Raw genomic sequence first — 25,756 nt, forward strand, 5'->3', positions numbered from 1 at the left:
CCGTCCGCGGGGGTCAGTGCGGCGCGTCGGGCAGTCCGGCGGCCTCGGTGAACAGCCGCAGCAGGTGGTCGGCGCCGCCGCCGTTGGCCAGCACCACGAAGCCGGTGCCCCGGTCGAGCCGGCACAGGGTCAGCGCCCGGTGGCCGTCGAGCTCGCCGCCGTGGCCGAACCAGCGCTCCTCGCCGGTGGCGTCGACCACCGTGCCCAGCCCGTAGAACGACTGCGGGTGCGGGTCGAGCAGGCGGCGGGCGCTGTCGGCGGTGAGCAGGGCCCGCGGGCGGCCCAGGAAGGAGCGGCGCACCTCCAGGGCGACGGTGGCCAGGTCGGCGGCGGTCGACCACAGGCCGGCCGCGGCGACGTCGGCCCGGACGTCCCAGCCGCCGGGCAGCGGGCGGCCGTCGGGGCCGTGCCCGAGGGCGGGCACCCGGCCGGGCTCCTGCGGGAAGGACTGCCGGAACGAGGTGTCCCGCAGGCCGAGCGGGTCGATCACCAGGCGCTGCGCGAGGGCGGCGAAGTCCTCGCCGGTGGCGTCGGACAGCGCCTGCTGGACCACCGAGTAGTGCACGTTGGCCTTGCGGAAGGCGGTGCCGGGGGCGAGTTCGCGCCGCACCGGCGGGTGGCCCTCGGCGGTGCCCGCGAGCAGCGCCGGCAGGGTCGGCAGCGCCGCCCCGCGCGGGTAGCGGCCGCTGGGCACCACGGTCAGGCCGGACAGGTGGCCGAGCAGCTGGGCCAGGGTGATCGGCGCGCCCCGGCCGGGGACGTGCCAGCCCGTCAGGTGGGCGTCGACGTCGCCGTCCAGGTCGACCGCGCCGTCCTCGACCAGCCGCAGCGCGGTCAGCGCGGTCAGGTGCTTGGAGACCGACCCGACCGGGAACACGGTGCGGGCGGTGACGGCGGCGCCGTCGGGCCCGGTCAGGCCGTAGCCGTCGGCGGCCACCAGCTCGCCGTCGCGGAGCACCGCGACGCTCGCGCCGGGCACCCGGTGCTCGGCGAGCACCTGCCGGATCCGCTCCGGGGCGACCTCGGAGCGGCGCGGGCCGCCCTTCAGCACGGCCTGCTTGACGGCCTGCTTGACCGAGCGCTTGGCGTCCTTGCGGGCCCGCTCCCGGGCCGCGTCCTGCTCGGCCGCCAGTTGCCGGGCCGCGTCCTGCTCGGCCGCTTCCCGCTCGGCGCGGGCGTCGTCCTGCCGGGCGGCGCGGACGGCGTCCACGGCGGCGGCCAGGTCGGCGACGGTCTCGTTCTTGTAGAGCATCATCAGCGAGACCGGCAGGCCGGCCTTCAGCGCCTCCGACACCACCTGGATGATCAGGATGGAGTGGCCGCCGAGCTCGAAGAAGCTGCGGTCCACGCCGACCCGCTCCAGGCCGAGGACCTGGCGCCAGATCGCCGCCAGCTGCTCCTCGGTCGCGGTGCGCGGGGCGAGGTGGGGCCGCTCGGGCTGGGCGTCGGGGTCGGGCAGGGCGGCCCGGTCGAGCTTGCCGTTGGCGGTCAGCGGCAGCGCGTCCAGGCCGATCCAGAGCGCGGGCAGGTAGTGCTCGGGCAGCCGCTGCTGGAGGTCGGCGCGCAGCGCGGCCGGGTCGAGCGCCGTACCGGCGGCGGGGACGACGTAGGCGACCAGGCGGCGGTCGGTGTCGTCGCCGTGCGCCAGGACGGCGGCTTCGCGGACCTGCGGGTGGGCGGCCAACGCCGCCTGCACCTCGCCCAGTTCGATCCGGTGACCCCGGATCTTCACCTGGTGGTCCAGCCGGCCCAGGAAGTCCACCGTGCCATCCGACAGGACGCGCGCCAGGTCACCCGTGCGGTACATCCGCGCACCCGCCAGACCGAACGGGTCCGGCACGAAACGCTCCGCCGTCAGACCCGGACGCCCGCCGTAACCGCGCGCCACACCCGCACCACCGACATACAACTCGCCCGCCACACCCACCGGCACCGGGCACAGCCACGCGTCCAGCACCCGCATCGACATGTTCGGCAACGCCCGACCGATCGGCACCACACCCTCCGCCAACGGAGCCGACAGCGGGTTCACACACGTCCCCACCGACGCCTCCGTCGGCCCGTACTCGTTCACCAACCGCCCATCACCCAGCCAGCCGACCCAGCGCTCGGCCAGCGCCGAAGGCAGCGCCTCACCCGCGACCACCACCACACCCGCCAGCGCAGCAGCCTGCTCCGCCGACACCTGGTGCGACAGGATCTCCAAGTGACCCGGCGTCAACTTCAGGAACGAGTACGGCGCACCCGCCAACAACTCCTCCCCCAAACGGTCCAGCTCGAGATCCTGCGGCAGCATCCGCACCCGGCCACCCACCAGCAGCGGCGCCCACACGTTCGGCACCACCAGGTCGAACGCCACCGACGAGAACACCGCCGACCCACCCGGCCCGGCACACAACTCCTCGGCCGCCCACGCCAGGTGGTTCACCAACCCCGCGTGCGTCACCTCCACACCCTTCGGCCGACCCGTCGACCCCGACGTGTAGATCACGTACGCCAGGTCGCCGGGGCGCGGCCGGGCGGGTTCGGCGGTCGACGCGAGAGCGTCCGCGGCGTGGAAGTCCGGGGTGTCGAGGCAGAGCACCGGCCGGTCGGCGGCGCCGAGCAGGGCGCCCGCGTAGCCGGTGGTGGTCAGGACGGCGGCGGTGCCGGCGTCGGCGAGGGTCTCGGTGAGCCGCTGGACGGGGTGGCCGGGGTCGAGCGGCAGGTAGGCCGCGCCGGCCCGCCACACGCCCAGCAGACCCGCCAGCAGGTCCACCCCCCGCTCCAGCACCACACCCACGACCGAGCCCGCACCGACACCCGCCGCCCGCAGCCGCGCCGCGACCGCATCGGCCCGCGCCACCAACTCCGCGTACGACAGCGCCACTTCACCGGCCACCACCGCCACCGCCTCCGGCGTCACCGACGCCTGCGCCGCGATCCGCTCCGGCACGCTCAGCGCACCGAACTCCGCGACCCGACCCGGCGCCCGGGATTCCAGCCACCCCGCCTCACCCTCCGGCAGGTACACCGCCCGCGCGTCCCCGTCCACGTCCGCGGCCATCGCGGCCAGCACCGCCCGGTACATCCCGGCCAGCCGGTCCGCGTGCTCCTGGGCCATGCTGCGGGAGTTGGTGTGGAAGGTGAGCCGGCCGGCCTGCACGGCGACGGTCAGCGGGAACTCGTTGGAGCTGAAGCAGAAGTCGAGGCGCCGGTCGACCGGGCCGTCGTCGGGCTGGTCGAAGTCGATGAAGCTGAAGTAGACGTCGATCAGGCGCGTGCCGCGGGCCAGTTCGGCCTGGATGGCGGGCATCGGGAAGTGCCGGTGCGCCCAGAGCCCGGTCTCGGCGTCGAAGACCTCGCGGACCAGTTCGCGCCAGGTGGCGGCGCCGCGCCGGAAGCCGAACGGCAGGGCGTTGAGGCTCATTCCGGCGACCCGGTCGGCGCCGATCATCTCGCCGCGGGTGTGCGACATCAGGCCGCTGTGGAAGGACTCCTCGTGGGTGAGCTGGCTGAGCACCTTGAGGTGGGCGGTGAACAGCACGGTCTTCAGCGGCACGCCGGAGCGGGAGGCCAGCGACTCCAGTTCGGGCAGCAGCTCGGTGAACTCCACCAGCAGGCGGTACACCTCGCCGGGGCCGTCGGTCCGCTCGCCCCAGGCTTCGGGGAGGGTGAACTTGGGCCGCCCGGTGACCAGTTCGGTCCAGTAGCCGCGGTCCTCGGCGGAGTCCAGGGCGCGCTGCTCGGCGGCCACGAAGTCGGCGAACCGGACGCCGGGCGCCTGGTAGTCGGCGGGGCGCCGGCCGTCCCGGTGGCTGCGGTACAGGTCGAGCAGCTGCAGGCGCAGCTGGTAGAAGCTCCAGCCGTCGAGGATGACGTGCGACTGCGAGAAGGTCAGCTGCCAGCGGCCGCCGGACAGCAGGTGGACGAAGATCCGCAGCTGCGGGGCGACGGTGTGGTCGAGCGGGGTGGCGGCCTCCTCGTCGACGAAGGCGGTGATCGCCTCCGCCTCCTCGTCCGCGTCCAGGCCGCCCAGGTCGTGCACGGTGACCGGGACGTCGGCGGTGCGGTGCACCAGCTGCATCGGCGCGCCGTACGACTCCAGGTCGACGGAGGTGCGCAGGATCTCGTGCCGGGTGGTGAGTTCGGCGACGGCGCGGCGCAGCGCGGCCTCGTCGAAGGGCTCGTCGGCGGAGATCCCGATGGTCTTGACGATGTGGTAGTCCTGCTTGCCCTCGCCGGCCAGCATCTCGACCAGCATGCCGAGTTGGCCCTGGGTGAGCGGGTAGGCGTCCTCGACGCCGTCCGGCAGCGCGGCCCGGTCGGCGGGGTCGACGAGGGCGAACGGGGCGACCCGGGCGGTGGACTCGACGATCTCGGCGCGGCCGTCGAGGGCCTCGGCGAGGCCGGCCACGGTGCGGCGGGTGAAGACGTCGCGGACCGAGGCGTCGAGGCCGTCGGCGCGCAGCGCGCCGATCAGCGCGACGGCCCGGATGGAGTCGCCGCCGAGGTCGAAGAAGCTGTCCTCGACGCCGATCCGCTCCACGCCCAGGACGTCGGACCAGAGGCCGGCGATCCGCTCCTCGAGCGGGGTGCGCGGGGCGGCGTACTCGCGGCGGGCCCGGATCGCGCCGGCGTCGGGGGCGGGCAGGGCGCGCTTGTCGAGCTTGCCGTTGGTGGTCAGCGGGACGGCGTCGATCGGCACGAACACCGCGGGCACCATGTACTCGGGCAGGGTGCGGCCGAGGGCGGCGCGCAGGTCGGCGGCGTCGGGCAGGGTGTCGCCGGCCGGGACGAGGTAGCCGACCAGCTGCCGGTCGCCGGGGTTGTCCTCGCGCAGCAGCACCACGGCCTGGGCGACCTGCGGGTGGGCTGCGAGCGCGGCCTCGATCTCGCCGAGCTCGACCCGGAAGCCGCGGATCTTGATCTGGTCGTCGATCCGGCCGAGGAAGTCCAGCCCGCCGTCGGGGCGGCGGCGCGCGAGGTCGCCGGAGCGGTACATCCGGGCGCCGGGCTCGCCGTACGGGTCGGGGACGAAGCGCTGCGCGGTCAGGTCGGGGCGGCCGAAGTAGCCGCGGGCGACGCCGGGCCCGGCGACGTACATCTCGCCGGTGACGCCGACCGGGACGAGGTTGCCGTCCGGGTCGAGCAGGTGCACCCGCAGGTCGGCGAGCGGGCGGCCGATCGCGTTGCCCGCGCCGTCGGCGAGGTCCTTGCGGGTGAGCCGGTGGTAGGTGGTGTGCACGGTGGTCTCGGTGATGCCGTACATGTTGACCAGCGCGGTGCGGCCCAGGCCGCGGCGCTCCACCCAGGGCCGCAGCTCCGGGATCTCCAGCTTCTCGCCGGCGAACACCACGGCCCGCAGCGACAGTTCGCGGATCCGGCGGTCCCCGGCGGCGGCCGCGGCGACCATCGAGCGGAACGCGGTCGGGGTCTGCGACAGGACGGTGACCTCCTCGTCCACCAGCAGGTCGAGGAACTCGTCGGGGTTGCGGGCGGTGTCGGCGGCCACCAGCACCACCCGGGCGCCGTGGCAGAGCGCCGCCCACAGCTCGAACACCGACACGTCGAAGGCGTACGAGTGGGTCATCGAGAAGACGTCGGCGTCGTCGAAGGCGTAGTGCTCCTGCGCGGTGGAGATCAGCCGGGTGACGTTGCGGTGGCTGATCGCCACGCCCTTGGGGCGGCCGGTGGAGCCGGAGGTGTAGATGGTGTACGCCAGGTTGTCCGGTCCGGCGCCCGCGGCGGGGGCGGTGGCGGGCAGCGCGGCCAGCAGCGCGGCCTCGGCCGGGTCGTCCAGCACGACGACCTGTCCGCGGTAGAACTCGCGCAGCCTGGGGGCGCAGGCGGTGTCGGTGACGACCACCCGGGCGCCGCCGGCCTCGGCGATGTACGCGAGCCGGTCGACCGGGTTGGCCGGGTCGAGCGGCAGGTAGCCGGCGCCGGAGGCGAGCACGCCGAGCAGGGCGGGCACCAGCTTCTCGTCGCGCTGCAGGCACAGGCCGACCAACTGCTCGGGTCCGGCGCCCAGTTCGCGCAGGCGGTGGGCCAGGCGGTGGGCCCGCTCGGCGGTCTCCCGGTAGCTGAGGGTGGTGGGCCCGGCGGTGACGGCGGGCTCGTCGGGGGCGGCGGCGGCCCGGGCGGCGAACACCTCGTGCAGGGTGCGGCCGGCCAGCGGGTCGGCCGGGTCGGCGGGGGTGTCGCCGAGCAGCAGCTCGCGCTCCCCCTCGGGCAGCAGGACGGCGCGGGCGTCGCCCCGGGCGTTGCCGGCCATGCCTTCCAGGACGGCTCGGTACATGCTGGCGATCCTCTCGATGTTCGCGGGGCTGATGGCCGCGGAGTGGCTGCTCAGGTGGAGCCGGTCGCCGCGGTTGTGGACGGTCAGTCCGATGCCGGCCTCGACCGGCGCGTTGCTGATCCGCTTGCCGGTGTCGACCAGGTCGCTGTCGACCTGGTGGAAGTCGAGGTAGTTGAAGTAGACGTTGACCAGGCGCTCGCCCCCGGCGGCCCGCTGGATCAGCGGCATCGGGTAGCGGCGGTGCGGCCACATGCCGACCTCGTGGTCGAAGACCTGGCGGACCAGGCCGCGCCAGTCGGCGGCGGTGCGGTCCATCACGAACGGCACGGTGTTGAGGTACATGCCGTACACCCGGTCGGCGCCGAGCTCCTCGATCCGGGTGTCGCAGACCAGGCCGGAGTGGAACGAGGCGGCGTCGGTGAGCTGGCTCATCACCTTCAGGTGGGCGGCGTGCAGCACCGCCTTGAGCGAGGCCTCGGCGTCCGAGGCGAGCCGGCGCAGCGCGGGCCCGAGGTCCTCGAACGGCACCTGGCCGTACACCGGGACGTCCGGCCCGGTGCCGTCGCCGAGGCCGCGCAGGGCCAGCGGCGGGTGGTCGCGGACCACACCCTCCCAGTAGGCCCGGTCGGCGTCGCCGCGGACGGACTCCAGTTCGGCGGCGACGGTGTCGGCGAAGCGGACCGCGGGCAGCTCCTCGAAGACCGGCTCGGCGCCCTCGGCGAGGCTGCGGTAGGTCTCCAGCAGCTCCATCAGCAGCAGGTGGTAGCTCCAGCCCTCGGTGACCACGTGGCACTGGGTGAAGGTGAGCCACCACGCCTCGTCGCTCTCCAGGTGGACGTGCACCCGCAGCAGCGGAGCCCGCCGGACGTCGAAGACCTCGGCGCGCTGCCGGGCCACGTACTCCTGGAGGATGCCCACCGCCTCGTCCTGCGGGACGCCCCGCAGGTCGGCCATGCCGACCGGGACGGCCGATCCGGGGTGCACCAGCTGCAGCGGCACCGAGTAGTCGGTGAGGTGGATCGAGGTGCGCAGCACCTCGTGGCGCCCGGTCAGCAGGGCGGCGGCCTGCCGCAGCAGCTCCAGCGAGAACGGCCGCTCGTCCTTGATCCGGAAGGTGTTGACGATGTGGTAGACGTTCCGGGTCGGGTCGGCCAGCATCTCGATCAGCATGCCGACCTGGTTCTGCGTCATCGGGTAGGCGTCCTCGATGCCGCCGGGCAGCAGCGCCCGGTCGGCGTCGTCGAGCAGCTCGAACGGCGCGACCCGGCGGCGGGCGGCCGCGGTGAGCAGCGGCAGCCCTTCCAGGTGGGCGCAGAGCCGGGCGACGGTGCGGTGCTCGAACACGTCGCGGACGGTGGCGTCGCGGCCCAGGGCGCGCAGCCGGCCGACCACGGCGACGGCCCGGATCGAGTCGCCGCCGAGGTCGAAGAAGCTGTCCTCGACGCCGACGGTGTCGGTGTCCAGGACGTCCCGCCACAGGTCGGCGACCTGCGCCTCGAACGGGGTGCGGGCGGCGACCGCGGTGCTGCGGGCGTAGGCGTCCGGGCCGGGCTTGGGCAGCGCCCTGCGGTCGGTCTTGCCGTTCGGGGTGAGCGGCACGGACGGCACCGCGGTGTACGCCACCGGGACCATGTAGCCGGGCAGGGTGCGGGCGAGCCAGTCGCGCAGTTCGGCGGGCGGCGGGGTGTCGGCGCCGTCCTCGGCGACCGTCCAGGCGACCAGCTGCTGGGCGCCGGGGGTGTCCTCGCGGACCGCGACCACGGCGCGGCGCAGCGCGGGGTGCTCGCCGAGCGCGGCCTCGATCTCGCCGAGCTCGATCCGGTGGCCGCGGACCTTGACCTGGTCGTCGATCCGGCCGAGGAACAGCAGGTGCGGCTCGCCGCCCTCGTCGCCGGCCTGCCAGCGCACCAGGTCGCCGGTGCGGTAGAGGCGGGCGCCGGGCTCGCCGTACGGGTCCGGGACGAAGCGCTCGGCGGTCAGGCCGGGCCGGCCGAGGTAGCCGCGGGAGACGCCCGCGCCGCCGGCGTACAGCTCGCCGGGGACGCCGAGGGCGACCGGGTCGCCGTGCTCGTCGAGCACGTACAGGCAGGTGTTGCGGACGGGCGAGCCGATCGGGACCCGGCCCTCGCGGACCGGGCGGTCGGCGGTGAGCAGCGCGTGCGTGACGTCGTCCGAGCACTCGGTCGGGCCGTACGCGTTGACCAGCGGGATGCCGGGGTGGCGGGCGAACCAGCGGGTGCACAGTTCGGCGGGCAGCGCCTCGCCGGTGACCATCACCCGGCGCAGCCGGGACAGGTCGGGCAGGTCGGCGCCGGCGTCCCAGCTGTCCAGGGCGGAGCGCAGCAGCGAGGGGACGACCTCCAGGACGGTGACCCGGTCGGCGACCACCCGGGCGAACAGCTCGGCCGGGTCGAGGGCGGCGTCGGGGCCGATCACCCGGACGCGGCCGCCGAGGGCGAGGGTGGCGAACATCTGCCACACCGAGATGTCGAAGCTGAGCGAGGCGTTCTGCGCGAGCGTGTCCGCGCCGGTCAGCTCCAGGTCCTCGATCTTGGCGAGCAGGTGGTTGCCCATGCCGCCGCGCTGCACCAGGACGCCCTTGGGGCGGCCGGTGGAGCCGGAGGTGTAGATGGTGTACGCCAGGTTGTCCGGTCCGGCGGTCGGCACCGGGTCGCGGTCCGACTCGCCGGTCCAGGACGGGTCGTCGAGCAGCAGCGCGGGGACGCCGGTGACGGCGGCGGCGTGCTCGGTGCGGGTGACCACGGCGCGGACGCCGGCGTCGGCGAGCAGGTAGGCGAGCCGGTCCGCGGGCAGCTTCGGGTCGAGCGGCAGGTAGGCGGCGCCGGCCTTGAGCACCGCGGTGACCGCGGTGAGGGTGGCGGCGGAGCGCTCGGCGAGGACGCCGATGACGCTCTCCGGTCCGGCGCCGAGGCCGCGCAGGTGGTGCGCGAGGCGGTTGGCGCGGCGGTTGAGCTCGCCGTAGCCGAGCGTCTCCTCGTCGTCGGTGACGGCGGGGGCGTCGGGGGTGGCGGCGGCGCAGCCCTCGATCAGGGCGACCGGGTCCAGGGTGCGCGGTGCGCGGGCGGTGTCGGTCCAGTCCTCCAGCAGCAGGCGGCGTTCGGCCTCGGGCAGCCGGGCCGGGCCGGCCGGGGCGTCCGGGTCGGCGGCCATCGCGGCCAGCACCGCGCGGTAGGCGGCGCCGATCCGGGCGGCGTCGGCCCGGCCGAGGACGGCGGTGCGGGTGGTGAGCGAGATCCGGCCGGGCGCGCAGTGCACGGTGAGGTCGAACTCGGTCTGCGAGTCGCCGACCCGCGGGCCGTCGCCGACCGAGTCGGCGTCGATCTGCGCGAAGTCGAACCAGTTGAAGACGGTGCCGACCAGCCGCTCGGTGCCGGCGCCCTCCCGCAGCCGGGCGATCGCGGGCATCGGGTGGCGGCGGTGCGGCCACAGCGCCAGTTCCTGGGCGAAGACGTCGCGCACCAGGTCGGCCCAGCTGCCGCGGGCCGGGTCGACGGCGAACGGCAACGTGTTCAGGTGCATGCCGTGGACCCGTTCGGCGCCGGGCAGTTCGGGCCGGGCGTCGAGGACCAGGCCGAAGTGGAAGGAGTCCTCGGCGGTCAGCTGGGACAGCACCTTGGCGTGCGCGGCGAGCAGCACGCTCTTGAGCGAGGTGCGGGCCCGGCGGGCCAGCGCGTGCAGCGGCTCCAGCAGGTCGGTGTAGTCGACCTTGACGTCGAACTCCTCGTCCGGGCCGTCCGGGTCGCCCCAGCCCTCGGGCAGGGCGAACGGGGCGCGCCCGGCCAGCACCGAGCGCCAGTGCCCGGCGTCCTGCTCGGAGGCCAGCGACTCCAGCTCCCCGGCGACGAAGTCCGCGTACCGGACGGGCGCCGGCTGCCAGGGTTCGGGCTCGCGGCCGTCGCGCAGCGCGCGGTAGAGGCCGAGGAGTTCGCCGAGCAGCGCGTGGTGGCTCCAGCCCTCGCTGGTGGCGTGCGGCCGGGTGAGGACCAGCCACCAGGCGCGGTCGTCCTCGCGGACCGCGGCGACCCGCAGCAGCGGGGCGGCGGTCAGCTCGACCGGGGTGGCGCGCTCCTGCTCCAGCAGCGCGGTCATCCGCTCGCGCAGCGCGTCGGCGGCCAGGCCGCGCAGGTCGTGCACGGCGAGCGGGACGGTGACCGCGCGGTGCACCAGCTGCATCGGGACGCGGTGCCCGACCAGGTGCATGGAGGTGCGCAGCATGTCGTGCCGGGCGGCGACCTCGGCGAGCGCGGCGCGCAGCGCGGCCTCGTCGAACGGGCCGTCGGCGCCGATCCGGTGCGCGGCGACGCTGTGGTAGGCGCCGGCCCCCGCGCCGGGGGCCATCTCCACGAGCATGCCGATCTGCACCTCGGAGAGCGGGTAGGCGTCGTCCAGGCCGTCCGGCAGGGCGGCCCGGTCGGCGGCGTCGAGCAGCGCGAACGGCGCGACGGGCTCGACCGGCCGGGTGTCGGCGTCCCGTCCGGCCACGGCCTCGCAGAGTCCGGCGACGGTGCGCTGCTCGAACACGTCGCGGACGGTGGCCGCGACGCCCTCCGCGCGCAGCGCGCCGACCAGGGCGATCACCCGGATCGAGTCGCCGCCGAGCTCGAAGAACCCGTCCTCGACGCCGAGTTCGGCGACGCCCAGCACCTCGGACCAGATCGCCGCGACCCGGCGCTCCAGCGGGGTACGGGGCGCGGTCCGGGCCCGGTCGCCGGCGCCGTCGGGCGACGGCAGGGCGGCCCGGTCGAGCTTGCCGTTGGCGTTCAGCGGCAGTGCGTCGAGGCGGACGAAGACGGCGGGCACCATGTAGCCGGGCAGGGTCTCGGCGCAGTGCGCGGCGAGGTCGGGCAGGTGGGGGCCGTCGACCGCGACGTAGGCAACCAGGCGGGTTTCGCCGGTCTCCCCGTCGGCGAGGACGGCGGCTTCGCGGACCTGCGGGTGGGCGGCCAACGCGGCCTGCACCTCGCCCAGTTCGATCCGGTGGCCCCGGATCTTCACCTGGTGGTCCAGCCGGCCCAGGAAGTCCACCGTCCCATCCGGCAGGACGCGCGCCAGGTCACCCGTGCGGTACATCCGCGCCCCGGGCTCGCCGAACGGGTCCGGCACGAAACGCTCCGCCGTCAGAGCAGGCCGCCCGCCGTAACCGCGCGCCACACCCGCACCACCCACGTACAACTCCCCCGCCACACCCACCGGAACCGGGCACAGCCACGCGTCCAGCACCCGCATCGACATGTTCGGCAACGCCCGGCCGATCGGCACCACACCCTCCGCCAACGGACCCGACAGCGGGTTCACACACGTCCCCACCGACGCCTCCGTCGGCCCGTACTCGTTCACCAACCGCCCATCACCCAGCCACCCGACCCAGCGCTCGGCCAGCGCCGAAGGCAGCGCCTCACCCGCGACCACCACCACACCCGCCAGCGCAGCAGCCTGCTCCGCCGACACCTGGTGCGACAGGATCTCCAAGTGACCCGGCGTCAACTTCAGGAACGAGTACGGCGCACCCGCCAACAACTCCTCCCCCAGCCGGTCCAGTTCGAGATCCTGCGGCAGCATCCGCACCCGCTCACCGACCAGCAGCGGCGCCCACACGTTCGGCACCACCAGGTCGAACGCCACCGACGAGAACACCGCCGACCCACCCGGCCCGGCACACAACTCCTCAGCCGCCCACGCCAGGTGGTTCACCAACCCCGCGTGCGTCACCTCCACACCCTTCGGCCGACCCGTCGACCCCGACGTGTAGATCACATAGGCGAGAGCGTCCGGGTCGACCGGGGCCGGCGGGGCGGGCGCAGCCGCAGGAGCAGCAGCGTCCGGCGCCGCAGGTACGACAGGACCATCGAAGAGCTCTCCCAGCTCGGTGTCGTGCGGGTGGGCGGTGAGCAGGGCGGCGCAGCCGGCGTCGGCGAGGGTCCGGGCCAGGCGGAGCTTCGGGTAGCCGGGGTCGAGCGGCAGGTAGGCCGCGCCGGCCCGCCACACGCCCAGCAGACCCGCCAGCAGGTCCACCCCACGGTCCAGCACCACACCCACGACCGAGCCCGCACCGACGCCCGCCGCCCGCAGCCGCGCCGCGACCGCATCGGCCCGCGCCACCAACTCCGCGTACGACAGCGCGAGTCCACCCGAGGCCACGGCCACCGCGTCCGGCGTCAGCTCCGCCTGCCGGGCGATCCGCTCGGGCGCGCTCAGCGCACCGAACTCCGCCGCCCGGCCCGGGGCCTGCACCTTCAGCCACGCGGCCTCGCCCTCCGGCAGGTACACCGCCCGCGCGTCCCCGTCCACGTCCGCCGCGATCGCCGCCAGCACCGCCCGGTACATCCCGGCCAGCCGGTCCGCGTGCTCCTGGGTCATGGTGTGGGTGTCGGTGCGGATGGTGAGGATGTCGTCGAGGGTGGTGACGCCGAGGCCGAACTCGGTGGAGCTGGCGTTCAGTCCGGTGGTGCCGGAGGTGATCTCCTCGGCCTCCAGGTCGCCGAAGTCGAGGTAGGAGAAGAAGGCGTCGATCAGGCGGCTGCCACCGGCCAGGTCGGCCTGGATGGCGGGCATCGGGAAGTGCCGGTGCGCCCACATCCGGGACTCGGCGTCGAAGACCTCGCGGACCAGTTCGCGCCAGGTGGCGGCGCCGGGCCGGAAGGCGAACGGGACGGTGTTGAGCAGCATGCCGAGCAGGCGCTCGCCGCCGGGGGCCTCGGGCCGGGTGTGGCAGACCACGCCGGTCTGGAACGGGGTCTCGTGGGTGAGCTGGCCGAGCACCTTGAGGTGGGCGGTCAGCAGCACGCTCTTGAGCGAGACTCCGGCGGCCGCGGCGGCGGCGCGCAGTCCCTCGGTGAGGTCGGCGAAGCGCAGGCCGGAGCGGACCCGGGCGGCCGGGGCGGTGAGGTCGCCGCGCCAGGCGGCGGGCAGCTCCAGCCGGGCGTGGTCCTCGACGACGCCGCGCCAGTAGTCGCGGCTCCCGGCGGAGGCCAGGGCGTCGAGCTCGGCGCCGACCGCGTCGGCGAACCGGGCGCCGCCGCTCTCGCCGCCGGTGACCGGCTCGCCGTCGCGGACCTGCCGGTAGACGGCGACGAGTTCGCGCAGGAACAGGTGGTAGCTCCAGCCGTCGAGGGTGGCGTGGCTCTTGGTGAAGGTGCAGCGCCAGGCGTCGGGGCCGTGCACGTGGACGAAGACCCGGAGCATCGGGCGGGGCGCGGAGACGTCGAAGACCCGCTTCTGCTCGTCCGCGACGAAGCACTCCAGTTCGATCCGCTGGAGGTCCGCGGGGAGGTCGGAGATGTCGGACAGGCCGGTCTCCAGGTCGGCCTCGGCGTGCACCAGCTGCATCGGCACGGACAGGCCGCTCAGGTCGAACGAGGTGCGCAGGATGTCGTGCCGGCCGCCGACGGTGCGCAGCGCGGTGCGGAACGCGGCGGCGTCGAACGGGCGGTCGTCGCCGATCAGGAAGGTCGCCACGTCCAGGTAGGTGCTGCCGCTGTCCGAGGCGAGGGTCTCCACCAGCATGCCGAGCTGGTTCTGCGACAGCGGGTAGGCGTCGACCACGCCCTCGGGCAGCCGGGCCCGGTCGGCGGCGCCGATCAGCTGGAACGGCTCGACCAGGCGGTCGGCGGCCGCGGTGGTGCGGCCGGCCAGCACCTCGGCCAGGCCGGCCACGGTGCGGTGCGCGAAGACGTCCCGGACCCCGACGTCGAGGCCCTCGGCGCGCAGCGCGCCGACCAGGGACACCGCGCGGATCGAGTCGCCGCCGTGCTCGAAGAAGCTGTCCTCGACGCCGGTCACGGCGCTGCCCAGGACCTGCTGCCAGACCTCGGCGATCCGGCGCTCCAGCGGGGTGCGCGGCGCGGTGCGGGCCGCGCCGTCGGCGGGGGCGCGGTCGGCGGCGGGCAGCGCGGCCCGGTCGAGCTTGCCGTTGGCGGTGAGCGGGATGCGCTCCAGCACCACGTAGGCGGCGGGCACCATGTAGCCGGGCAGCAGGCGGGCGGCGTGCTCGGCCAGGCCCTCGGCGGAGCCGACCAGGTAGGCGGTGAGCGCGCCGTCGGCGGCCACCACCCGGGCCTCGACCACGCCGGGGTGGGCGGCCAGCACGGCCTCGATCTCGGTGAGTTCGACCCGGTGGCCGCGGATCTTGACCTGGTCGTCGCGGCGGCCGAGGAAGTCGGCGGCCCCGTCGGGCAGGATCCGCACCAGGTCGCCGGTGCGGTACAGGCGGGCGCCGGGCCCGCCGTACGGATCCGGCACGAAGCGTTCGGCGGTCAGGCCGGGGCGCCCGGCGTAGCCGCGGGCCAGGTGGCCGCCGCCGATGTACAGCTCGCCGGCCACGCCGACCGGCACCCGGCGCAGGTCCCGGTCGAGCACGTACATCGTGGTGCCGGGGACGGGGCGGCCGATCGGCACCGTCTCGGCGTCGATCGGGCCGGTGACGGTGTGCACGGCGTTGCCGACGGTGGCCTCGGTCGGGCCGTACTCGTTGACCACCCGGGCGCCGCCGAGCAGTTCGCACCAGCGGGCGGCGGTGCGGGCGCCGAGCGCCTCGCCGCCGACCACCAGGGTGCGGGTGACGGGCGCGGCGCCGGGCTCGAACTGCCGCTCCAGCATCTCCAGGTGGCCGGGCGTCAGCTTGAGGAAGTCGAACGGTCCGGCGGCGGTCAGGGCCCGGCCGAGGTCGGCCGGGTCGAGGTCCTCGGGCAGCAGGTGGACCGGGCGGCCGTGCGCCAGCGGCACCCACAGGGTGGGGACGACCAGGTCGAACGCGGCGGAGGAGAACAGCGCGGCGCCGCCGCCCCCGTCGGCGTCCAGGTACTCCGCGGCCGCGAACCCCAGGTAGCCGGCCAGCGCGCGGTGGCCGATCTGGACGCCCTTGGGCAGGCCGGTGGAGCCGGAGGTGTAGATGACGTACGCCAGGCGGTCCGGGTCGTCGTCGAGCACCGGCAGCGGCGGCAGGCCTGCGGCGTCGGCCGGGTCGTCGCCGGCGGTGAGCACCACGGTGGGCACCGGGTGGCCGGTGGGCGCGTCGGCGACCAGCGCGACGGCGCCGGAGTCGCGCAGCATGTGGTCGATCCGGGCGGCCGGGGTCTGCGGGTCGATCGGCAGGTAGGCGGCGCCGGCCCGCCAGGCGGCGAGCAGCGCGACCAGTAGTTCGGGGCCGCGCGGCAGCCGGACGGCGACCACGGTCTCCGGACCGGCGCCGGCCGCGCGCAGCCGGCGGGCCAGCAGGTCGGCGCGGGCGGCGAGTTCGGCGTTGGTGAGGGTGCGGGGGGCGTCGCCGTGCAGGCGGACGGCGACGGCCGCCGGGTCGGCGGCGAGCGCGGCGGCGACCGCGGCGGGGGTGCTGCGCACCGGCGGGGTGGCGGGGGCGGTCTCGACGGCGGCCAGCCGGGCGAGGTCGCCGGGCGGCAGGCAGGCGGCCCGGGCGTCGCCGTGCGGGTCGGCGGCCATCGCGGCCAGCACCTCGCGGAACATCCCGGCGATCCGGGCGCAGGACGCGGCGGACAGCACCCGCGGGTCGGCGGTGAGGATGACGTGCCCGGCCCGGGAGGAGATGGTCAGCGGGAACTCGGTGGGGCTGTCGTCGCTGCCTTCCAGGCCGATCAGCCCGGAGTCGAGCTGGTGGAAGTCCTGGTAGTTGAAGAACACGTCGACCAGGCGGCGGCCGCCCCCGGCGGCGCGGGTGATCTCCGGCATCGGGTGGCGGCGGTGCGGCCACATGCCGACCTCGCGGTCGAAGGTGCGGCGCACCAGGTCGAGCCAGCTGTCGGCCTCCCGGTCGACGGTGAACGGCACCGTGTTGAGGTACATGCCGTACACCCGGTCGGCGCCCAGCACCTCGGGGCGGGCGTCGCAGACCAGGCCGACGTGGACCGCGGGGGCCTCGGACAGCCGGGACATCACGGCGCCGTACGCGGCGACCAGGACGCTCTTGAGCGAGGCGTCGGCCTGCGCGGCGAGGGCCCGCAGGCCGTCCTCCAGGTCGGCCCAGGAGACCTCGGCCTGGATCTTGGCGGCGTCCGGCCCGGCGGCCGGGTCGCCCCAGCCGGCGGGCAGTTCGAAGCGCTCCGCGCCGTCCAGCACCTGCCGCCAGTACGCCCGGTCCTCGGCGGACTCCAGCGAGCGGCGCTCGGCGGCGACGAAGTCGGCGAACCGGACCGGGGCGGGCGCCCACGGCTCGGCGCTCTCGCCGTCGCGCAGCCGCCCGTACAGGCCGAGCAGTTCCATCAGCAGCGAGTGGTGGCTCCAGCCCTCCAGGATCGGGTGGCACTCGGTGACCGAGATCCAGTAGCCGCCGTCGGCGGTGTCGTGGACGAAGAAGCGCATCAGCGAGGGGGTGGCCAGGTCGAACAGCTCGGCGCGCTGCTCGGCGGTGAACCGGTGCAGCTCGGCGGCCAGCGCGTCCGGGTCGAGCCCGGCCAGCGGGCGGTGGCCGAACGGGAGTTCGGCCGCGGTGTGGACCAGCTGCAGCGGCTCGGAGTAGCCGGTCAGGTGGATCGCGGTGCGCAGGATCTCGTGCCGCTCCACCACGGTGGCCCCGGCCGCCCGGAAGGCGTCGGCGTCGAACGGCGCGGGGTCGTTGATCCGGAAGGTGGTGACGTTGTGGTACAGGTTGCGGCCGTCGTCGGCCAGCATCTCCACCAGCATGCCGATCTGGTTCTGCGACAGCGGGTAGGCGTCGGCCACGCCGTCCGGCAGCGCGGCCCGGTCGGCGGGCCGCAGCAGCGCGAACGGCTCGACCCCGTACTCCTCGCCGAGCACCGCGCGGCCGGCCGCGCAGCCGCTGAGCGCGGCCACCGTGCGGTGCAGGAAGACGTCGCGGACGGCGACGTCGAAGCCCTCGGCGCGCAGCGCGCCGACCAGGGCGACGGCCCGGATCGAGTCGCCGCCGAGGTCGAAGAAGCCGTCCTCGACGCCGACCCGCTGCACGCCCAGGACGTCCGCCCAGACCGCGGCCATCCGCTGCTCGGCGAGCGTGCGGGGCGCGACGTGGCCGCGCCGGCCGCGCAGCGCGGAGCGGCCGGGGGCGGGCAGGGCGCGCTTGTCGAGCTTGCCGTTGACGGTCAGCGGCAGGGCGTCCAGCAGCACGTAGGCGGCGGGCACCATGTAGCCGGGCAGGGCGAGCGCGGCGTGCGCGGCCAGCTCCTCCGGCTCGGGGCGGGCGCCGTCCTCGGCGACCAGGTAGCCGACCAGGCGGCGGTCGCCGGGGGTGTCCTCGCGGGCCAGGACGGCGGCCTGCCGGACGGCCGGGTGGGCGGCCAGCACGGCCTGGACCTCGCCGAGTTCGATCCGGTAGCCGCGGATCTTCACCTGGTCGTCGATCCGTCCGAGGAACTCCAGCGCGCCGTCGGGGGTGCGGCGGGCCAGGTCGCCGGAGCGGTACATCCGGGAGCCGGCCGGGCCGTACGGGTCCGGGACGAAGCGCTCGGCGGTCAGCGCGGGCCGGTTGACGTAGCCGCGGGCGACGCCGGGCCCGGCCACGTGGATCTCGCCGACCACCCCGGCCGGGACGGGGTTGCCGTCCCGGTCGAGCAGCCGGACGGCGAGGTCGGCGAGCGGGCGGCCGATCGCGTTGCCGGTGCCGTCGGCCAGGTCGGCGGGGCCGATCCGGTGGTAGGTGGTGTGCACCGTGGTCTCGGTGATGCCGTACATGTTGACCAGCACGGCCCGGTCCAGGCCGACCCGCTCCACCCAGGGCGCGAGCTCCGGGATCTCCAGCTTCTCGCCCGCGAAGACCACGGTGCGCACGGCGAGCGCGTCGATCCGCGGGTCGCCGTCGGCGGCGGCCGCGACCAGGGCGCGGAACGCGGTCGGGGTCTGCGACAGGACGCTGACCCGCTCGGCGGCCAGCAGGTCGAGCAGCTCGTCCGGGGAGCGGGTGACCTCGGTGGGGACGACCACCAGGGTGCCGCCGAAGGCCAGCGCCGACCACATCTCGAAGACCGAGACGTCGAAGGCGTAGGAGTGGGTCATCGAGGAGACGTCGCCGGGGCCGAAGCCGTAGTGCCCGGCGGCGGTGGTCATCAGCCGGACCACGTTGGCGTGGGTGAGGGCGACGCCCTTGGGGCGGCCGGTGGAGCCGGAGGTGTAGATGGTGTAGATCAGGTCGTCCGGGCCGGCCGCGGGGGCCGGGTCGGCGGTGGGCAGGCCGTCGAACGCGCCGGGCGCGTCGACCTCGACCAGCCGGCCGGTGAAGGCGTCCGCGAGGCGCCCGGCCAGCGCGGACCCGGTGAGCAGGAGCGCGCTGCCGGCGTCGGCCAGCACGTAGCCGAGCCGGTCGGCGGGCGCGGCCGGGTCCAGCGGCAGGTAGCCGGCGCCGGACTTGAGCACGCCGAGGATCGCGGGCAGCAGGTCGGCGCCGCGCTCCAGGCAGATGCCGACCAGGGTGTCGGGGCGGGCCCCGGCGGCGCGCAGGAAGTGCGCGATCCGGTTGGCCCGCTCGTTGAGCTGCCGGTACGTCAGGGTGGTGCCGCCCGCGGTGACGGCGGGCGCGTCGGGGGTGCGGGCCGCCCACCGCTCGAAGAGCGCGTGCGCGGTGTCCTCGACCCGGTGGGCGGCGGTCGGCCGGTCGACGGCGAGGCGGGTCTCGTCCTCGTCGAGCAGGGCCAGGCCGGACAGCGGGCGGTCGGGGTCGGCGAGGGCGGCGGCCAGCAGCCGGGAGAAGTGGCCGGCGAACCGCTCGACCGTGCCGTGGTCGAACAGCGCGGTGGCGTACAGGAACTGGCCGCTGAGGGTGCCGTCGGGGCCGGTCAGCACCTGCAGGGTCAGGTCGACCTTGGCGACGGCGTCGCCCTCGCCGAAGCGCTCGGCGGACAGGCCGGTGAAGGCGAACGCGCCGTGCCGGTCCTCGTGCAGGGTGAAGGCGACCTGGTGCAGCGGGGTGCGGGACAGGTCGCGCTCGGGGGCGAGTTCGGCGACCAGCTGCGCGAACGGCACCTGCTGGTGGTCGAAGGACTCCAGCAGCGCGGTGCGGGTGGCGGCCAGCAGGGTGCTGAACGCCGGGTCGCCGTCCCAGTGGCCGCGGACGACCACGTTGTTGATGCAGTAGCCGATCAGGTGCTGCAGCTCGGGGCGGCCGCGGCCGGAGACCACGGTGCCGACCGGCACGTCGCTGACGCCGGTCCAGCGGGCCACCAGCGCCTGGAAGGCGGTCAGCAGCACCGCGTACGGGGTGGTGCCGTGCGCGGCGGCCAGGGCCCGCAGCGGGCCGGTCAGGGCCGGGTCGAGCGGGAAGGTGTGCTGCCCGCCGGCGTGGCTGCGGATCGCCGGGCGGGGCCGGTCCAGCGGCAGTTCGGTGGGGGCGGCGCCGGCCAGCCGGCCGCGCCAGTAGGAGACCTGGCGGTCGAGTTCGGCGCCGGTGAGGCGCTCGCGCTGCCAGGCGGCGTAGTCGGCGTACTGCACGGCGAGCGGCTCGGGCCGGGCCGGGCGGCCCTCGACGGCGGCGGAGTAGAACTCGCTCAGGTCGGCGCCGAACACGCCGGTCGACCAGGCGTCGCAGGCGATGTGGTGGAAGACCACGGCCAGCACGTGCTCCTGCTCGGACAGCCGCAGCAGGAGGCCGCGCAGCGGCCACTGCCCGGCCAGGTCGAACGGGGCGGACAGCGCCTCGGCGGCCCGGGCCAGCGCGGCGGCCTCCCGGCGGTCGGCGGGCAGCCCGGACAGGTCGGTGAACTCGGGGGCGGTGGGCGCGGGCGGGTCGACGACCTGGACCGGCTCGCGGCCGGCCTCGGCGTAGCGGGTGCGCAGGATCTCGTGCCGGTCGACGGTCTGCTGCCAGGCCCGGTCGAGGGCGGAGCGGTCGAGCGGGCCGCGCAGCCGCAGCGCGAACGGCACCAGGTACTCGTCGCTCTCCGGCTCCATCCGGTTCAGGAACCACATCTGCTGCTGGCCGTGGGCGAGCGGCAGCGGGGCGCCGCGGTCGGCGCGGCCGATGGTGTCGGCGGTGGCGGCGGGGCGGCGGGTGCGGCGGCCGGCCAGGCGCTCCCGCAGGAGCTGCTCGCGCAGGGCGTCGGCGGTCATGCGTGGTGCTCCTTCGGGAGGGCGGTGGTGGCGGCGGCCAGCTCGGTGTCGGAGAGGCGGTCGATCTCGGCCCGGACGCGGTCCTCGATCTCGCGGGCGAGGCCGGCGACGGTCGGCTTCTCGAACAGGACCCGGATCGGCAGGTCGAGCTGGAACAGGTCCTGCAGGTGGGCGACCAGGCGGATGGCGAGGATCGAGTTGCCGCCGGCGGCGAAGAAGTTGTCGTGGACGCCGATCCCGTCGGTGCCGAGGACCTCGGTCCACAGCTCGTGGACGGCCTCCTCGACCTCGTCGCGCGGGGCGGTGCGCCGTTCGGCGCGGTCCGCGAACGGGTCGGGCAGCCGGCCCCGGTCGACCTTGCCGTTGGCGTTCAGCGGCAGCGCGTCGACGGTGGCGATCCCGGCGGGCACCAGGTGCTCGGGCAGCCGGCGGGCGCAGTGCCCGGCCAGGTCGTCGGCGGTGCCGACCACCCAGGCGGCCAGCGCGGCGCCGCCGGACGGCAGGGTGACGGCCCGCACGTGGGCGTCCCGGACGCCGGGGTGCTCCAGCAGGACGGCGCGGACCTCGCCGGGTTCGATCCGGTAGCCGCGGATCTTCACCTGGTCGTCGGTCCGGCCGCGGAAGTCGACCACGCCGCCGTCCAGCACCCGGGCCAGGTCACCGGTGCGGTACAGCCGGGCGCCGGGCGGGCCGTACGGGTCGGGCAGGAAGCTCTCGGCGGTCAGGCCGGGCCGGTTGACGTAGCCGCGGGCCACGCCGGTGCCGCCGACGTACAGCTCGCCGCGGGCGCCGACCGGCACCGGGCGCAGTTCGTCGTCCAGGACCCGCATCACCATGCCGGGCAGCGGGCGGCCGATCGGCACCGTCGCGGCGGTGACCGGCGCGGCCAGCGGCAGCACGCTGGTGCCGACCGACGCCTCGGTGGGCCCGTACTCGTTGACCAGCCGGCCGGCGCCGAGCCGGGCGGCCCAGCGGTCGGCGAGCGCGCCGGACAGCGCCTCGCCGGCCACCACGACCACGCCGGCCAGGTCGGCGGCCTGCCGGTCGGTCAGCTGGTCGGTGAGGATCTCCAGGTGGCCGGGCGTCAGCTTGAGGAAGCTGAACGGTCCGGCGGCGGCCAGGTCGGCGCCGAGCCGGGTGCCGTCCTGGTCGGGCGGGAGCACCCAGACCCGCTGGCCGACGGTGAGCGGCGCCCACAGGTTGGGCACCACCAGGTCGAAGGCGTGCGAGGAGAACAGGGCGCTGCCGCCGGTGCCCGCCCCGGCGAGTTCGCGGGCGGCCCAGCCGACGTGGTTGGCCAGGCCCCGGTGGGTCACCGCGACGCCCTTGGGACGGCCGGTGGAGCCCGAGGTGAAGATCGTGTAGGCGAGGGCGTCCAGGTCGCGGGCGGCGGCGGGCGCGGTGGCGGGGCGGGCGGCGACGGCCGCGGCGTCCCGGTCGAGGTCGACCGCGCGGGTGCCGGCCGGCAGGGCGGCCGGGTCGGCGCCCCGGGCGACCAGGGCGACGGCGCCGCCCTCGGCGAGCATCCGGTGCACCCGCTCGGCCGGGAAGCCGGGGTCGAGCGGCAGGTAGGCGGCGCCGCACTTCCAGGCCGCGAGCAGCGCGGTGAACAGCTCGGGGCCGCGCTCCAGCAGGACGCCGACCGGGCGCTCCGGTCCGGCCCCGGCCGCGGCCAGGTGGTGGGCGAGCCGGTTGGCCCGGGCGTCCAGCTCGCGGTAGCCGAGGGCGAAGCCCGGCCCGGCGACGGCGACCGCGTCGGGGGTGGCGGCGGCCTGCCGCTCGAAGGCGTCCAGCACGGAGGCGGCGGGCTGCTCGCCGGGGGCGGTGCTCCAGCGGGCCAGGTCGGCGTGCTCGTCGGCGCCGAGCAGGTCGAGTTCGCCGAGCGCGGTGCGCGGGGCGGCCGCGGCGGCGGCCAGCGCCCGGCGGAAGTGCGCGGCCAGCCGGGCGACGGTGGCCTCCTCGAACAGCGCGGTGTCGTACTCCAGGCCGCCGGCCAGCGAGCCGTCGGGCTGCACGCGCAGCACCAGGGTCAGGTCGGTGTGGGTGGCCTGCCACATCCGCCTGAGCTGGTCGAGGTCCTCGTCGGCGCCGATCAGGCCGTTGAACTCGCCGTCGTGCAGGTCGAAGGCGACCTGGAACAGCGGGGTGCGGGACAGGTCGCGCTCGGGGGCGAGCTCCTCGACCAGCAGGTCGAAGGGCAGCTGCTGGTGGGCGAGCGCGGTGCTCGCGGTGCGGCGGACGGCGGCCAGCGCGTCCTCGAAGGAGCGCCGGGCGTCCAGGGTGCAGCGCAGCACCAGGGTGTTGAGGAAGAAGCCGACCACCTGCTCGACCTCGGGGCAGTCCCGGCCGGAGACCGGGGTGCCGATCGGCAGGTCCCACTGGCCGGTGTGCCGGGCCAGCACGGTGGCGTACGCGGTGAGCAGGGTCATGAAGGGGGTGGCGCCGCAGCGGCGGCCGAGTTCCAGGACCGGGCCGGCCACCTCGGCGGGCACCGCGAACGGCACCACCGAGCCGCGGCCGTCGCGGACCGCCGGGCGGGGCCGGTCGACCGGCGGCTCGACCGGCTCCAGGCCGGCCAGTTCGCCGCGCCAGTGGGCGAGTTCGCGGTCCACCAGCTCGTCGGTGAGCTGCTCCAGCTGCCACACCGCGTAGTCGGCGTACTGGACGGGCAGGTCGGGCAGGTCGGCGGGCCGGCCGGTGCGGGCGGCGGCCAGCAGGGCGTGGAACTCGCGCTCCAGCACCGCGGTCGACCAGCCGTCGGTGGCGATGTGGTGCAGGGCGACGCCGAGCAGCGCGGCGCCGTCGGCGGCGCGCACCAGGACGGCGCGCAGCAGCGGGCCCTCGGCGAGGTCGAAGCCGCGGGCCTGCTCCTCGCCGAGCAGGCGGTGGAAGGTCTCGGCGGCCGCGGCGGGGGTGTCGGCGGCGGCGGTGCGCAGGGCGACCGGCGCGGGCGGGTCGATCAGCTGGACGGGCTCGCCGTCGACCACCGGGAAGCGGGTGCGCAGCGCCTCGTGCCGGGCGGCCAGCGCGTCCAGCGCGGCGCCCACCTCGGCGTCGGTGGCGCCGGGCTCCGGGCGCAGCACCACGGCGGCGACCCACTCGGGCCCGCCGGGGTTCATCCGGTCGGAGAACCAGAGCCGGCGCTGGCCCGGGGAGAGCGGCAGGGTGCCCTGGCGGGAGACCGGGCGGGGGCCGGGCGGCAGGCTGACGGAGAGCAGTTCGGCCTGCGCGGCGAGGCTGGTGGCGGTGAAGAAGCCGCGCAGCTGCACGGCGGAGCCGGTGGCGGCGCGCAGCCGGGAGACCAGCCGGGTCAGCTGCAGCGAGGTGCCGCCGAGCTGGAAGAAGTCGTCGTCCAGGCCGACCCGGTCGAGCTTGAGCACCTCGCGCCAGACCGCGGCGACGGCCTGCTCGGCGGCGGTGACGGGGGCGCGGTGGACCGGCCGGCCGGCCGCGTCCAGCGAGCCGGGGGCGGGCAGCGCGCGCCGGTCGACCTTGCCGGTCGGGCCCAGCGGCAGCTTCTCCAGCAGGACGAACGCGCCGGGCACCTGCGGGCCGGTGAGGCGCTGGGCGAGGTGGGCGCGCAGCTCGGTGAGGTCGAGCTCGCCGCGGGCGACCAGGTAGGCGGCGAGCCGCTTGCCGCCGTCGGGGGCCTCGTAGGCGGCGACGGCCGCGCCGGCCACCTGCGGGTGGGCGAGCAGCACGTGCTCGATCTCGGACGGTTCGATCCGGACGCCGTTGACCTTGACCTGGTCGTCGATCCGGCCGAGGTACTCCAGGACGCCGTCGCGGCGCCAGCGGACCCGGTCGCCGGTGCGGTAGAGCCGGGCGCCGGCCGGGCCGTACGGGTCGGGGACGAACGCGGCGGCGCTCTGGCCGGGGCGGTTGAGGTAGCCGCGGGCCACGCCGACGCCGCCGGCCAGCAGCTCGCCGGGGGTGCCGGGGCCGACCGGGTTGCCGTTGCGGTCCACGACCAGCACCCGCATGCCGGTGATGGGGCGGCCGATCGGCACCGGGCCGGTCGGGCGGTCGGTGTCGACCCGGTGCGCGGTGATGTCGATCGAGCACTCGGTGGGGCCGTAGGTGTTCCACACCTCGACCGGGCGGCCCAGGCGTTCCAGCAGCCGGGCCACCAGCTCGTGGTGGAGCGGTTCGCCGGCCGACAGCACCAGGCGCAGCGCGTCGCAGCCGGCCAGGCCGTCCTCCTCGGTGAGCAGCCGCAGCACCGAGGGGACGAGCTGCAGGACGGTGACCCGGTGCTCGCGCACGGCGCGCAGCATCGCGGCCGGGTCGCTCTCCGCGCCGACCGGGGCGAGCACCACGGTGCCGCCGCTGGTCAGCGGGCCGAACACCTCCCAGCAGTGGGCGTCGAAGGTGACGGTGGTCTTCTGCAGGACGCGGTCCCCGGCGCCCAGCCGGCCGGACCCGACGGCCCAGGCGACCCGGTTGCCGATGCCGGCGTGGGTGACCACGACGCCCTTGGGCTCGCCGGTCGACCCGGAGGTGTAGATCAGGTAGGCGGCGCCGTCGGGGTCCGCGGCGATTCGCGGGGCGGTGGCGGGCAGCCGGTCCAGGTCCTCGCGGACGGCGTCGACGATGACGGGGCGGGCGCCCGCGCCGCGCACCGTGCCGGCGCTCTCGGTCTCGGTGAGCACCAGCCGGGCGCCGCTGCCGGCCAGCAGCTGGGCGAGCCGGCGCGGCGGCAGGTCGGGGGTGAGCGGCAGGTAGGCGCCGCCGGCCCGCCAGACCCCGAGCAGGGCGGTGACCAGGTCGGCGCCGCGGTACAGGCAGACGCCGACGGGGGTGTCGGGGCCGGCGCCGAGGCCGATCAGGTGGTGGGCCAGCCGGTTGGCGTCGGCGTCCAGTTGCGCGTACGTGACGGTACGGTCGCCGTCGACGACGGCCACGGCATCCGGAGTCAGCGACGCCTGGCGCGCGACGAGCGAACTGATGAGGACGGGCTCGTCTTTCGGCGCACCCGGCTGCGACTCGGAATTCATCTCAGGGAGCTCCTGGTCCGTGAAGTGGTGTGGCTCGTGTGGTCGTCGACCCCCGGCGGGCGGTGCCGCGGGGGGTCGTCTCCGGTCGGGCGGTGGGGAGTCGGGGGAGGGGGAGCTGCGGGGCGGACCGGGCGGGTCCGCCCCCGCGGCCGGGTCAGCCGGCGGTGGCGGCCATCCGCTCGCGCAGGCTGCGGGGCGCATGTCCGTCCAGACCTGGTCGATCCGGGCCAGGCACTCCTCGCGGGTGCCCTGGGTGCCCTCGGCGGTCCAGCCCGCCGGGAGCTCGCGGCCGGCGGCCCAGATCGAGTACTGCTCCTCGTCGTTGAGGACGACCAGGTAGGTGCGGGTGTCGGTGTTCTCGCTCATCGGTGTCTCCTGGGGTCGCGGGTCGGGTGTCGGCATTTCCTGACCTGTCCGGAAGCCTGTCCGGGCGGGCCATATTCGGACTGCACCG

2 protein-coding genes are annotated in these 25,756 nt (G+C 75.9%); both read right to left on the reverse strand.

Translation table 11 applies throughout. The features are described from left to right. Nucleotides 1-13 precede the first annotated feature (13 nt). Nucleotides 14-20,305, reverse strand: coding sequence for a non-ribosomal peptide synthetase (locus tag EDD39_RS03485; RefSeq protein WP_123553327.1), 20,292 nt, complete (start codon nt 20,303-20,305; stop codon nt 14-16). Further along, complete coding sequence (locus EDD39_RS03490) at nt 20,302-25,668, reverse strand: non-ribosomal peptide synthetase (protein ID WP_162869931.1); 5,367 nt, start codon at nt 25,666-25,668, stop codon at nt 20,302-20,304. The genes EDD39_RS03485 and EDD39_RS03490 overlap by 4 nt, the downstream gene beginning before the upstream one ends. Between the last annotated feature and the right edge of the window lie 88 nt (nt 25,669-25,756).

It is taken from the genome of Kitasatospora cineracea, from assembly GCF_003751605.1.
GTDB classification, from domain to species: domain Bacteria; phylum Actinomycetota; class Actinomycetes; order Streptomycetales; family Streptomycetaceae; genus Kitasatospora; species Kitasatospora cineracea.

Bases quoted from the DNA above. Each gene is read 5' to 3' on its own strand.
- EDD39_RS03485 (WP_123553327.1), bottom strand. From the start codon at position 20,305: ATGACCGCCGACGCCCTGCGCGAGCAGCTCCTGCGGGAGCGCCTGGCC.
- EDD39_RS03490 (WP_162869931.1), bottom strand. From the start codon at position 25,668: ATGAGCGAGAACACCGACACCCGCACCTACCTGGTCGTCCTCAACGAC.